At 53.7% G+C, this 12,799-nt stretch carries 12 protein-coding genes, 1 other RNA gene and 1 pseudogene; 4 read left to right on the top strand and 10 right to left on the bottom strand.

Features of this window, described 5'->3' with window-relative positions; translation table 11 throughout:
- Positions 1 to 22 precede the first annotated feature (22 nt).
- The 3 genes from OGX66_RS11085 to ffs form a co-directional block, all read right to left on the bottom strand.
- Positions 23 to 241 (bottom strand): hypothetical protein, encoded by a 219-nt coding sequence (locus tag OGX66_RS11085; protein WP_003021701.1) that lies wholly within the window; start codon positions 239 to 241, stop codon positions 23 to 25.
- Entirely contained in the window at positions 238 to 489 is a 252-nt protein-coding gene (locus tag OGX66_RS11090) for a hypothetical protein (RefSeq protein ID WP_003021699.1), read from the bottom strand. Before OGX66_RS11090 ends, OGX66_RS11085 begins: the two co-directional genes overlap by 4 nt.
- A gap of 199 nt (positions 490 to 688) precedes the next feature.
- Positions 689 to 785: signal recognition particle sRNA small type (ffs, locus tag OGX66_RS11095), an RNA gene on the bottom strand.
- An 84-nt stretch (positions 786 to 869) separates the two neighbouring features.
- Between ffs and OGX66_RS11100 the strand changes: the two are divergent.
- Positions 870 to 1,259, top strand: a pseudogene (locus OGX66_RS11100) (MGMT family protein).
- Positions 1,260 to 1,290: 31 nt separating this feature from the next.
- Here the strand turns inward: OGX66_RS11100 and OGX66_RS11105 are convergent.
- Positions 1,291 to 1,860 carry a YbaY family lipoprotein gene (locus tag OGX66_RS11105; RefSeq protein ID WP_003021666.1) on the bottom strand — a complete coding sequence of 190 codons (570 nt, stop codon included), beginning with the start codon at positions 1,858 to 1,860 and terminating at the stop codon, positions 1,291 to 1,293.
- Between the two features lie 212 nt (positions 1,861 to 2,072).
- Between OGX66_RS11105 and tesB the strand changes: the two genes are divergently transcribed.
- Positions 2,073 to 2,933 carry an acyl-CoA thioesterase II gene (tesB, locus tag OGX66_RS11110; RefSeq protein WP_003835934.1) on the top strand — a complete coding sequence of 287 codons (861 nt, stop codon included), beginning with the start codon at positions 2,073 to 2,075 and terminating at the stop codon, positions 2,931 to 2,933.
- Between the two features lie 50 nt (positions 2,934 to 2,983).
- On the opposite strand, the gene amtB is transcribed toward tesB, so the two are convergent.
- From amtB to OGX66_RS11135, 5 genes are all read right to left on the bottom strand, one after another.
- Positions 2,984 to 4,270 carry an ammonium transporter AmtB gene (gene amtB / locus OGX66_RS11115; RefSeq protein WP_003835936.1) on the bottom strand — a complete coding sequence of 429 codons (1,287 nt, stop codon included), beginning with the start codon at positions 4,268 to 4,270 and terminating at the stop codon, positions 2,984 to 2,986.
- A gap of 31 nt (positions 4,271 to 4,301) precedes the next feature.
- Positions 4,302 to 4,640 carry a P-II family nitrogen regulator gene (glnK, locus tag OGX66_RS11120; RefSeq protein WP_003021657.1) on the bottom strand — a complete coding sequence of 113 codons (339 nt, stop codon included), beginning with the start codon at positions 4,638 to 4,640 and terminating at the stop codon, positions 4,302 to 4,304.
- Between the two features lie 256 nt (positions 4,641 to 4,896).
- On the bottom strand, positions 4,897 to 6,675 hold the full coding sequence (locus OGX66_RS11125) for a SmdB family multidrug efflux ABC transporter permease/ATP-binding protein (RefSeq protein ID WP_088902655.1): 1,779 nt from the start codon (positions 6,673 to 6,675) through the stop codon (positions 4,897 to 4,899).
- The gene (locus OGX66_RS11130; protein WP_016149705.1) at positions 6,668 to 8,440 is read right to left on the bottom strand and encodes a SmdA family multidrug ABC transporter permease/ATP-binding protein; all 1,773 of its coding nucleotides are present in this window, start codon (positions 8,438 to 8,440) and stop codon (positions 6,668 to 6,670) included. Before OGX66_RS11130 ends, OGX66_RS11125 begins: the two co-directional genes overlap by 8 nt.
- A 44-nt stretch (positions 8,441 to 8,484) precedes the next feature.
- On the bottom strand, positions 8,485 to 8,943 hold the full coding sequence (locus tag OGX66_RS11135) for an Lrp/AsnC family transcriptional regulator (RefSeq protein ID WP_003021649.1): 459 nt from the start codon (positions 8,941 to 8,943) through the stop codon (positions 8,485 to 8,487).
- 116 nt (positions 8,944 to 9,059) lie between these two features.
- Here OGX66_RS11135 and OGX66_RS11140 point away from each other — a divergent pair, with 116 nt between their 5' ends.
- Positions 9,060 to 10,115, top strand: a complete 1,056-nt coding sequence (locus OGX66_RS11140) for a PLP-dependent cysteine synthase family protein (protein WP_220128868.1) — start codon at positions 9,060 to 9,062, stop codon at positions 10,113 to 10,115.
- A 50-nt stretch (positions 10,116 to 10,165) separates the two neighbouring features.
- On the opposite strand, the gene cof is transcribed toward OGX66_RS11140, so the two are convergent.
- Positions 10,166 to 10,984 (bottom strand): HMP-PP phosphatase, encoded by an 819-nt coding sequence (cof, locus tag OGX66_RS11145; protein ID WP_003021643.1) that lies wholly within the window; start codon positions 10,982 to 10,984, stop codon positions 10,166 to 10,168.
- 100 nt (positions 10,985 to 11,084) lie between these two features.
- Here cof and OGX66_RS11150 point away from each other — a divergent pair, with 100 nt between their 5' ends.
- On the top strand, positions 11,085 to 12,785 hold the full coding sequence (locus OGX66_RS11150; RefSeq protein WP_032936972.1) for an SgrR family transcriptional regulator: 1,701 nt from the start codon (positions 11,085 to 11,087) through the stop codon (positions 12,783 to 12,785).
- The last annotated feature ends 14 nt before the right edge of the window (positions 12,786 to 12,799 follow it).

Raw genomic sequence — 12,799 nt, forward strand, 5'->3', positions numbered from 1 at the left:
GGACGAGGATGTCCCGGCAATATTACCGCTGAGGAGGAACCGGAAAACCCTTCAGAGAAATCACGAAATTCTCACCGTCTTTCTTAATTTTTGCCCCGGCATCACACCAGTCGGAGGCAATACGGAAGAACTCATCGCTGCCGACGTTCCAGCTCAGACGAACATGTTTCACATAACCGGAACGCAGCATTTCACAGGCTTCGCCATAATTACAGGCGGTTGAGAGCGGTTGTTGTTTCATTTTTTCTTCTTCAGTAGTCTTCGCAATGCTTTGATTTCTTTAGGAGTCAGTGCTTCAACCACGGATTCTTCCGTATGCTGGCTATCGATATCCTCAGCGGAGACTCCCGCCTCTTCAACGGCGGAAAACGCGATCAGCAGTAGTTTTTCCGTCGCGATACTTAAATTTTCACTATGCACTTCAGCGTAATGGCGAAGCTTTTCTTTTAGCGCCTCATCAATTTTGACATTCAATACAGCGGTCGACATCGTAGAAAATCCTTGTGGTCAGCCAAAACACACCGAATGTAAGACCCCTGTCGTTACAGTGCGATGGCGGCGGCAAAAGCATCAAATAACATCCCCGAAACACATTGACAGCATTTGATGACATTAAAATGACAATACGATGACAAAGAAAAGAAGATAAGCAGAAGGAAAATTGCCGGACGGCAGAATTGGGTGGGGGCCCTGCCAGCTACATCCCGGCACACACGTCATCTGCCTTGGCTGCTTCCTTCCGGACCTGACCTGGTAAACAGAGTAGTGTTGCGGGAGAACCAACAGAGCCCCCATTGAGAGCGTTGTTAACCAACGCGCAGGCGCATTATCACTGCTGCACCCTGTAATTGCAACCCATCCAGCATCGGATGCTGTTTTCTTGTGCAATGCGGCTTCACTCCTTCGCCGTTCAGCATTATGCTGGAGGATTAGCGCAGGAATAAATGATGGATATACAAGACACTTTCCCCCAACGCGTCTGGCAAATCGTCGCGTCAATCCCCGAAGGTTTCGTCACCACCTATGGCGATGTTGCCAGGCTTGCCGGTTCGCCGCGTGCTGCGCGCCAGGTAGGCGGCGTGCTTAAGCGTCTCCCCGAAGGCAGCACTTTGCCCTGGCATCGGGTGGTTAATCGTCATGGTGCCATTTCGCTGACAGGCCCGGACCTGCAACGGCAGCGCCAGGCGTTGCTGGCTGAAGGAGTAGTGGTTTCAGGAAGCGGACAGATCGATTTACAGCGCTATCGCTGGGTGTACTAACCCTCTCTGGGCGGAGAGGGTTACGACTGCCTTAGTACTGTGTGGGAGCAGGGACGGCAGAAGACGGATTCACCTGGGTTGGTGACGTTGACGGCACCGTGGTGGCAGCCCCACCGCTCGCCTGAACCGGTACTGCCGTTTGCTGTACAGGGACCAGCGTCAGGTCAGCTTTTGTCCCCCCCTGATTAATGACCGTCTGCACGGTATCAGTAATGAAGACCAGTTTGTCATTAACCGTAATTGCCGCACTTAGCAGAATACGGGCGTTAGGTTGAATATCAGCCGGGTTAAACGGTAATACGAAGCTGAATGGCGCCTGTTTACCCTCAGTACGGACCGCTTTTTGCGACAGCACTTTTGACGGTGCATCGGCCAGTGAAGCATCTGACAGCGTTACGGTCAGCACCGCATCAGGTGGCAAGGCCACTTTCTGGCGGATCCATACTGTACCGGAGACATTAGGCTGCTGAATTTTAGACTGTGTGTCAGCAATTGACGTATTAGGGCTTGGCGCAGGTGTCTGAATATCCGCGCTTTTATCGGCGCAGGCTGCCAGAGCGACCGCAACCGCTAAACCACTTACCATGTGCACGAGTTTCATTAAATTCTCCTTTTCATCTATGCACCAGCGAGAACTTTCCTCGCCAGAAGAGTGGTTAACAAAAACATAACGTGACTAAGTGTGGCACAAGATAGCTGTTTTTGCCTGTAATAGGCCTTTAATTCAGACAATTGCACCCATCGGACCACTTTCAAAATTGCGTTATACTCTGCCTACCTCGCTGCGAGAACGATATAACCTGGAGAGCACGTATGAGTCTGGCGCTGAAAAATTTGCTGACATTGTTAAATCTGGAAAAAATTGAAGAAGGACTCTTTCGGGGCCAAAGTGAAGACTTAGGGTTACGTCAGGTTTTTGGGGGACAGGTTGTCGGTCAGGCGCTGTATGCCGCAAAGGAAACCGTACCAGAAGAGCGTCTGGTCCATTCCTTTCACAGCTACTTTTTACGCCCCGGCGATAGCCAAAAGCCCATCATCTATGATGTAGAAGTCCTGCGTGATGGTAACAGCTTCAGCGCGCGCCGCGTTGCCGCAATCCAGAATGGTAAACCTATTTTTTACATGACAGCCTCTTTCCAGGCGCCGGAAGACGGATTTGAACATCAGAAAACCATGCCGGATGCGCCGAGTCCCGATGAGCTTAAATCAGAAACAGAAATTGCCCGCTCAGTGGCGCATTTGCTGCCGCCGCTGTTGAAAGAAAAATTTATCAACGATCGTCCATTGGAAGTGCGTCCGGTTGAATTTCATAACCCCTTAAAAGGTCACGTCGCACCTCCGGCGCGCCAGGTTTGGATCCGCGCAAACGGCGAGCTGCAGGACGATCTGCGCGTCCATCAATATCTGCTGGGTTATGCTTCAGACCTGAACTTCCTGCCTGTTGCGCTGCAGCCGTACGGAATTGGTTTCCTGGAAAAAGGGATTCAGATCGCCACCATTGACCACTCCATGTGGTTCCATCGTCCGTTCAATATCAATGAGTGGTTGTTGTATAACGTCGAGAGTACTTCGGCCTCCGGTGCCCGGGGTTTTGTACGCGGGGAGTTTTATACGCAGGACGGCGTGCTGGTCGCCTCTACCGTGCAGGAAGGGGTAATGCGTAATCGTAATTGAGAATTACCGGATGGCGGCGCAAAAGCGTTGCCATCCGGCAGATTGAAACATCAAGCGTTGTAAGCGTTCTCGCCGTGGCTGTTCACATCCAGACCTTCGCGTTCCTGCTCTTCCGGTACACGCAGACCCACCGTCATATCCGCCAGCTTATAGCCAATGAAAGCCACCACACCGGACCAGACGATGGTAATCGCCACGCTTTCCAGTTGCACCAGCAGCTGATGCCCCATGGTCACGCCCTCGGCAAAGCCCACGCCGCCCAGAGAGCTGGCAGCGAACACCCCGGTCAGGATGCAGCCGACAATGCCGCACACGCCGTGCACGCCAAACACATCACACGGATCGTCCACGCGCAGAATACGCTTCAGGATGGTCACACCCCACAGGCCAGCCAGTCCCGCAACGACACCAATAATCAACGCGCCGCCGACACCAATATAGCCACATGCCGGTGTTACCCCCACCAGACCCGCAATAGCGCCAGAACACGCGCCCAGCAGGGACGGTTTGCCACGCAGCGCCCATTCACCGAAGATCCATCCGAGGATGGCTGCGGCGGTGGCGACCACCGTATTGACGAAGGCCAGTGCAGCAATCTCATTCGCCGTTCCCGCTGAACCGGCGTTAAAGCCAAACCAACCAATATAGAGAATAGCGGTACCGGTGAAGACCATCGGCAGGTTATGCGGTTTAAAGGCTTCTTTGCCAAAACCGACGCGTTTGCCAATCAGATACGCCCCAACCAGACCGGCAATCGCCGCGTTGATATGCACGACTGTTCCGCCGGCAAAATCCAACGCACCGTGGGAAGCCAGCAAGCCGCCGCCCCAGACCATATGGGCAATCGGTATATACGACAACGTTAACCATACCACTACAAAAATCAGCACTGCAGAGAAGCGAATACGTTCAGCCAGCGCCCCAACAATCAGCCCAACGGTGATGCAGGCGAAAGAACCCTGAAAAGCAACGTGAATGTACTGGTAGAAGCTCCCCGTGACCGCCGTCAGCGCGATGTTCTTCAGCAATACCCAGTTGAAGTTGCCGAAGAAATTATTCCCTTCGCCAAAGGCCAGTGAGTAGCCATAAACCACCCATAGAATACAAACCAGAGCGAATGTCACCGTCACCTGAGTCAGCATCGACAGCACGTTCTTACCGCGAATCAAACCGCCGTAGAACAACGCAATGCCAGGGATAGTCATAAACAGCACCAGCGCGGTACAGATCATCATAAAAGCGTTATCTGCTTTATCCGCAACCGCCGGTGCCGCCATTGCCAGTCCCGGCAGTAGCGCCAGTGAAGCAATACCTGTTTTCATCGTTGCTATCTTCATTTTTTGGTTTCCTATCACTGTGTGCCAGAAGTTACAGTGCGGCTTCGTCGGCTTCGCCGGTACGAATACGAATCACACGTTGCAGCTCGGCGACGAAGATTTTGCCGTCGCCAATTTTTCCGGTGTATGCCGCTTTACTGATGACATCAATCACGCCATCCAGTTGGTCGTCGGCAATCGCCACATCAATCTTCACCTTTGGCAGAAAATTGACGCTATATTCAGCCCCACGGTACAGCTCAGCATGACCTTTCTGTCGGCCAAAGCCCTTCACTTCGGTGACGGTCAGCCCCTGAATACCAATAGACGACAGTGCTTCACGGACGTCTTCCAGTTTGAACGGTTTGATTACCACGGTAACCAGCTTCATAGATCCCCTCCAGTCAGAATTCAGTAGTGGCTGCAGATACACGAGAGGAATATTGCAAGGGGTGTGCCAGGAATGAAAAACGCGGAATAATTCAGGCTTGCAGGGTATTGCTGGGGGAGAAAAAGAAAAAACGCACTATGACGGTGCATAGTGCGTTACATTTTTGCACCAGATTGTTGATTGCCGGATGGCGGCGTAAACGCCTTATCCGGCCTACAAAACCGCGTTGACCGTAGGCCTGATAAGCGCAGCGCCATCAGGCGATAACCGAATCCTCATGTGCGCTGGCCGCCAGCTCTTCACCCGCCAGTTGCAGCTGATACATCTGCCAGTAACGGCCTTGCGCCGCCAGTAGTTGCTGGTGCGTACCACGCTCAACCGCCTGCCCGCGATGCAGCACCAGAATGGTATCCGCATCGACAATCGTCGATAACCGATGTGCAATCACTACCAACGTGGTGTGTTCACGTACCGCCGCCAGCGCGTGCTGAATGGCCTGTTCAGTACCGGAATCAATACTGGCCGTGGCTTCATCGAGGATCAGTACCTGCGGCGTTTCCACCAATACCCGCGCCAGCGCCAGCAGCTGTTTCTGCCCAACGGAGAGATTATTGCCCTGCTCGCCCAGCCGGGTATGGATCCCCTCGCTCAGCCCCCGCGCCAGTGCTGCCAGTTGCACAGTCTCCAGAGCCTGCCATACCCGCTCTTCTGAGATATCACGACCCAGCGTGACGTTTGCCAGGAAGGTATCCGCCATCACCACCGGATCCTGCTGCACCATCGCGATGCCCTGACGTAACGCACTGTGGCTCAGAGAAGACAGCGGACGTCCGTCAAGGCGGATTTCGCCCTGCGTCAACGGGTAGTAACCCATCAGCAGACTGGCCAGCGTACTTTTGCCGCTACCGGTGTGTCCGACCAAGGCTACAAAGCTGCGAGAAGGCACGGACAGACTGATATTTTGCAGCACCAGATTGTCGTCACGATAGGCAAATGAAACGTTATCCACCTCAATGACCCCGCTCTTCAGCGGTCGATCATCGTCACCATAGCGCTGACGAGGCCCGTCCATCAGTTCGAACACTCGCTCGCCGGCGACAACCGCCTGCTGCAGCATGGATTGCTGGGTGGTCAGCTCGATCAGCGGCTCGTTCAAACGACCGAGGTAGCTGATAAACGCGTACAGCACGCCAACCTCAATGGAGCTGCCAGAGGTAAAGCTGAACAGCATCAGCAAACCGCAGAGGATCAGCGCCGAGAAAAGGCTCAGCAGCGGGCGCAGCAAAAAGCCATCCAGTCGCAGGGTTTGCATACGCGCCATATAGTGCGAGCGGCTGGCCTCCCCCATTCTCTCGCCAAATCGCGCCTGCTGGCGGAACTGCTGGATAACGCTCATGCCGTTGATGACTTCGTTAAAGCCATCGTTAATATCCGCCAGATAAGCGCGCACCCGACGCACAATCGGGGTGCTGTAGCGTTGATAAATCACCATCACCACCATCACCGCCGGGAAAATGGCCATCGCCACCAGCGCCATACGCCACTCGAGGCTGAACATCGCCACCAGCATGGCACCGATTAAGGCCGCGCTGCGCAGGACCGTTGCGACCACCGTCACGTACAGGTCGCGAATAACTTCGGTGTCATTGGTCACACGTGAGATAAGCTGCCCGACGGGCTGAGTATCAAAGGCGCTGAGCGGCTGGCGCAGCGCAGCGTCCATTACGTCAGTGCGTAACTGTTGTACGACGCCAACCGCCGCCTGGTTAAACAACAACGACTGCGCGTAATGCAGGCCTGCCGCCAGCAGTTGCAGACCGACATAGGCCGCAACCAGCCCGACAACCATCGCCAACGGCAGATTGTTCTTCGCCACCATGTTATCGATAAAATAGCTAATCAACAGCGGACCGCTGACTTCCGCCGCAGCCGCCACCCACAGCATAACTACCGCAATCGCCAACTGTTTTCGCCATGGTGAACCATACGCCAGCAATCTTTTCAGGGTCGGCCATAGTTGCCCAAAACTACGCATTAGCCGCCTCCTCGTTTATTTCTGGCGCATCAGACAGTGCCGCTTCCAGTTGCTGATAGCGGTACATATCGCGATACCAGCCGGGCTGTTGCACTAAAGATTCATGCTCACCGCGCTGGGCAATATGCCCATGCTGCATCACGATAATCTCGTTGGCTTCCGTCAGAGCCGATAAACGGTGGGCGCTGATAATCACGGTTCTGCCTTCGCCCCACTGACGCAGGTTATGCAGGATCTGATGCTCGGTACGACCATCTACCGCCGATAACGCATCATCCAGAATCAGGATTTCAGCATTCAGCAGTAGCGCTCGGGCGATAGAAATACGCTGTTTTTGTCCACCAGACAGCATCACCCCACGTTCGCCCACTTCGGTGTCATAGCCCTGAGGAAGACGTAGAATATCTTCATGAACGCTGGCAAGGCGCGCCACATGCTCGATCTCTGCCTGGGTGGCCTGCGGGCGTCCTAAGGCGATGTTATTGCCGACGGTATCGGAAAACAGGAATGGCGTCTGGCTGACAACCGCCAGCCGGCTGCGCCAGCTATCCAGCTGTAAGCGCGTTAATGGGATATCATGAAAGCGTACATCGCCTTGGGTGATATCAAAATGACGCTGGATCAGCGACAGCACCGTACTTTTCCCCGCGCCGGTCGGACCACAGATGCCCAGCATCTGCCCTGGTTTAAGCTGAAAATTCACATTTTCCAGCGCCGGGTGGGTGGTTTGCGGGTAACAAAATTCGCGAATCGCTACCGCCAGCTCGCCGCGTCCTTCCGGCACCAGTTCAGTACCGTCATCCACTACCGGCGCTTCTGCCAGCATGGCGCGAATTCGGCTATACGCGGCGCTGCCACGCTCGACGATGTTAAACATCCATGCCAGCGCCAGCATCGGCCAAATCATCAGACCGAGATACATCATAAAGCTGGTGAGCTGGCCGAGCGTCAGCGAACCGTGCACCACCATCCAGCTTCCCCCGGCAATCGCCAGCAGGTTAGCCATCCCAATGGCGATATAAATCGTGGGATCAAAGCGGGCGTCAATGCGCGCCACGCGCAGGTTTTTCTTACCTGTATCTTCAGCATCAGCGGCAAATAATGCCGACTGCCGATCCTCCAGACCAAAGGCCTTGATCATACGAATACTGGTCAGGCTTTCCTGAGTACGATCGTTGAGGCTGGAAAACGCCGCCTGCGCCAGCTTAAAGCGGTTATGGAGTCGATCACCGTAACGTTTGATCATTATCGCCATCACCGGCATCGGCAGCAGCGCAATCAACGTTAGTTGCCAGCTTATCTGCGTTGACATCACGATCAGCACCGCACATCCCATGACCAGCGAATCTACCAGCGTCAGTACGCCTTCCCCAGCGGCGAATACCACGCGGTCAACATCGTTAGTTGCACGCGCCATCAGATCGCCCGTGCGGTGACGCAGATAAAACTCTGGATGCTGACGACTCAACTGACGGTAATAATCTTCCCGCAGCTCAACTGCCAGTTGGTAGGATGCGCCAAACAGCAGCACGCGCCAGACATAGCGCAGTAAATAAACTACCACGGCGATCAGAGCAATGGTTCCCACCCACATCAGCAGCCGCTCGGTGGTGAAGCGTTGTGTCGTTACGCCATCCACAATGATCCCCACCACTTTCGGCGGAATAAGCTGAAGGATAGCGATGATGATAAGCAGAGCCACCGCCCCGAGGTAGCGACGCCACTCCCGGCGGAAGTACCAGCTTAATTGAGCAAATAATCGCACGCGTTATGTCCTGACAAAATTTCCGGCAATAAGCGCCGGGAGAATTATTCAATAGGGAGAGCAGTTGTGTATTTAATCTGTTCCATGGCAAAGCTGGAGGTGACGTCAGACAGGCCCGGTACGCTGTTCACCAGGCGCTTATAAAATTCATCGTAGCTTTTCATATCAGCGACCTGCACTCGCATCAGGTAATCATACTCCCCTGCCATACGCCAGAACCCCAGAACCTCGGGCATTCCGGTCACTTCAGTGACAAAGCGGCAATACCATTCGCTGCTGTGATGCTGAGTTTTGATCAGCACAAACGCGGTTAAGCCCAGCCCCAGTTTTTCCGGATCCAGCAAGGCGACTCTGCCCAGCAGAACACCATCATCCTCGAGCCGTTTGAGGCGTTTCCAACAGGGAGTGGTAGTCAGATTAACGGCATCTGCTAACGCCTGCAAAGAAAGGGTGCAGTCCTGTTGCAGTAAGCCAAGCAGCTTACGGTCAATTTTGTCTAGCATATCCACTCCACAGAGAAGAATTTTCTACTTACATTCTATTTTAAAGGCTAAATGGCAACAATTTTTTCCGTGCTTTTCGCTATTCTGGGCACAAAATGACAAATGGATATTTATTAATGATGAATAGCTCCTGGGTTAAAAACGCCATCAATGAAATCAACGCGGATTATCAGCGTTCTGCAGATACACATCTCATTCGTCTGTCGCTACCGGCGTTTCCGGGCATTCAGATCTATTTAAAAGATGAAAGCACGCATCCGACCGGGAGCCTGAAGCATCGTCTGGCGCGCTCACTGTTTCTGTACGGGTTGTGCAATGGCTGGATCAAAGAAGGCACCACCATCATTGAATCATCGTCCGGTTCAACGGCGGTATCTGAGGCTTATTTCGCTCGACTGTTAGGGCTGCCGTTTATTGCCGTCATGCCTTCCTGTACGGCGAAACGTAAAGTTGAACAGATTGAATTTTACGGCGGTCGCTGTCATTTCGTGCAAAGCGCCTGCGAAATCTACGCGGCCTCTGAACAATTGGCGCGTGAACTGAACGGTCATTACATGGACCAGTTCACTTATGCTGAGCGCGCCACCGACTGGCGTGGCAATAATAATATTGCCGACAGCATCTTTCGTCAGATGCAGTGCGAGCCCAATCCCGTTCCCCGCCATATCGTGATGAGCGCTGGCACCGGCGGCACCTCAGCAACCATCGGCCGCTATATCCGCTGTCAGGGCTACGATACTCGCCTGATGGTAGTGGATCCGGAGAATTCGGTTTTTCTGCCCTTCTGGCAGGATCGCGATGCGACATTGCGCAGCCCGGTAGGAAGCAAAATTGAAGGTATCGGGCGTCCACGCGTAGAACCCTCTTTCATTCCTGATGTGGTCGATGAAATGCTGCGCGTGCCGGATGCCGCCAGCGTGGCTACCGCGCACTGGCTGGAAACGCAGTTGGGTCGTAAAGTCGGTGCCTCAACCGGCACCAACATGTGGGGAACGCTGCAACTTGCCGCGCGCATGCGCAACGCCGGAGAAACCGGTTCACTGGTGACGCTGCTCTGCGACAGCGGTGAACGCTATCTGGAAACCTACTACAACCCGCAATGGGTTGACGCGCACATCGGTGATTTAACGCCGTGGAAAGTGGAACTTGCCCAGTTGCTGAATACACATTAAGCAGACAAAAAAAAGCCAGACGCGAAGTCTGGCTTGCTGGAAGGGATCTCTCATTCGGGGGAATAAGGTAGATGCGGATTATCCAGCCAATGCGTCAAAAAGTGTGACACCGCCTGATTACGGCAATGTCCAATCACCGATAAATGAGGCAGTTCAGCCATCAGTTGCGGCATTGCGTTACCCATAATCAGGCCGCGCCCAACGCTGCCTAACATTTCGCGATCGTTCATAGCATCGCCAAACGCCATACACTCGGACATTGAATATCCTAAGTGGTCACTCAATACCGCCAGCGCGGATCCTTTGTTACAGCCCAGCGGTAGTACCTCAAGGCAATCAACCGCGGAGAAACAGAGATTCGCCTGTTCTCCCAGCGCTTCATTCAGTTGAATGCGCAACTGGATCAGAGACTCATGATCGCCGCAGAAACAGATCTTCGTTACCTGATGAGCCGGAATACGTTTCACATCGACGATCTGGTAGCGAAATCCGCTATACACATGCGCCTGTAGCAGCGAGGGGATCTCTTGTCCGGTAAACCAACCGTTGTCATTAAAGACATGCATGCTGGCGGTGGTATCCCATTTCTGATGTAACACGATATCCGCAACATTCGGATCCAGATCCTGACGGTGCAACACATCGCCCTCAAGAGAGTGAATGCGCGTGCCGTTACCGGTGATCAAAAAGGCGTCCAGTGAAATAGAACCCAAAATGTGGCGCATTTCCAGCACATGGCGGCCAGTGGCAAATGTCAGGGTGATATCGCGTTCACGCAGGCGCGCCAGCGTTGAAAGCGTTTCGTCACCTAAATGGTGATTCGGCATCAAAAGGGTGCCATCCATATCAAATGCAGCCAGACGAGCCATTTCTTTCTCCACACTGTGACGCGGTTAACTTGTGATTCAGTATCACCTGAGATATACGGAAGTAATAGTGAATAGATAAAATGAATTGTTCCGGGTTTATATGAGATTGTTGAATCGCCTGAACCAGTACCAACGCCTGTGGCAGCCTTCGAACGGCGAACCGCAGTCGGTGACCGTCGGGGAACTGGCCGAACGCTGTTTTTGCAGTGAGCGCCACGTGCGTACCCTGCTGAAGCAAGCGCAGGATGCTGGCTGGCTGGAGTGGCACGCCCAGTCTGGGCGTGGGAAACGCGGGCAATTACGCTTTTTGGTGACGCCGGATTCCCTGCGCAACACCATGATGGAACAGGCGCTGCAAAAGGGAGAACAGCTTAGCGTGCTGGAACTGGCTCAGTTAGCACCGGGAGAATTAAGAACGTTGCTACAACCGTTTATGGGCGGCCAATGGCAAAACGACACGCCAACCCTGCGTATCCCCTATTATCGCCAGCTTGACCCTTTGCACCCTGGATTTCTCCCCGGTCGCGCGGAGCAACACCTCGCTGGACAAGTTTTCTCTGGCCTGACCCGATTTGACAGCACTACGCAACGTCCCTGTGGAGACTTAGCCCACCACTGGAATATCTCCGCTGACGGCCTACGCTGGGATTTCTATATTCGTTCCACCCTGCATTGGCATAACGGCGATACGGTAAGCAGTACGCAGCTACATCAACAGTTGCTGAAGCTGTTAGAGTTACCTGCGCTGAATAAGCTATTTATCAGCGTAAAGCGCATTGAGGTTACGCATCCCCAGTGTCTGACCTTTATTCTGCATCGTCCCGACTTCTGGCTGGCACACCGTCTGGCGAGCTACAGCAGTCACCTGGCGCATCCTGAGCACCCGTTTGTGGGTACCGGCCCGTTCCGGTTGACACTGTTTACTCCTGAGCTGGTGCGTATCGAGAGTCACGATCACTACCATCTGAGTCATCCGCTGCTAAAAGCCATTGAATACTGGATAACCCCGCAGCTCTTCTCCCAGGATTTGGGCACCAGCTGCCGCCATCCGGTGCAAATTGCGATTGGTAAACCCGAAGAGTTACCTATGCTAAGCCAGGTAAGCAGCGGGATCAGCCTTGGTTTTTGCTATCTCACACTCAGAAAAAGCGCGCGCCTGAATACGCAGCAGGCTCGTCGACTGGTCGATATTATCCACCGTTCTTCCCTGCTACAAACGCTTGAAGTGGATGAAAATCTGATCACGCCAAGCAATGCACTGCTGCCCGGATGGAGTATCCCGCAATGGGATGAACTCGACGAGGTAGCATTACCGGAAAAGCTGACGCTGGCTTATCATCTGCCGGTAGAACTTCACGCTATGGCTGAACAGCTTTGCCATGCGTTGGCTCTGCTCGGCTGTGAATTAACGCTTATTTTTCATAATGCTAAAAACTGGGATGGCAATCATCCCCTAGCCCAGGCCGACCTGATGATGGGCGACAGGCTGATTGGTGAAGCACCTGAATATACTCTCGAACAGTGGCTGCGCTGCGATCAGCTCTGGTCACATGTATTGAATGCGCCAGCATACACACATTTGCAAACGACCCTGGATGCCCTACAAATCCAGGCCGATGAGGACGATCGCCACGCGGCTTTACAACAAGTTTTCGCCACGCTAATGCATGACGCTACCCTGACGCCACTGTTCAATTATCACTATCGCATCAGCGCGCCACCAGGGGTGAACGGCGTACGCCTGAATCCTCGTGGCTGGTTTGAGTTTACCGAAGCCTGGTTGCCACCTCCTTCAGCGTGAAGAAGCTGGTCGGC

It is taken from the genome of Citrobacter sp. Cf072 (assembly GCF_030334485.1).
Classification (GTDB): domain Bacteria; phylum Pseudomonadota; class Gammaproteobacteria; order Enterobacterales; family Enterobacteriaceae; genus Citrobacter; species Citrobacter freundii.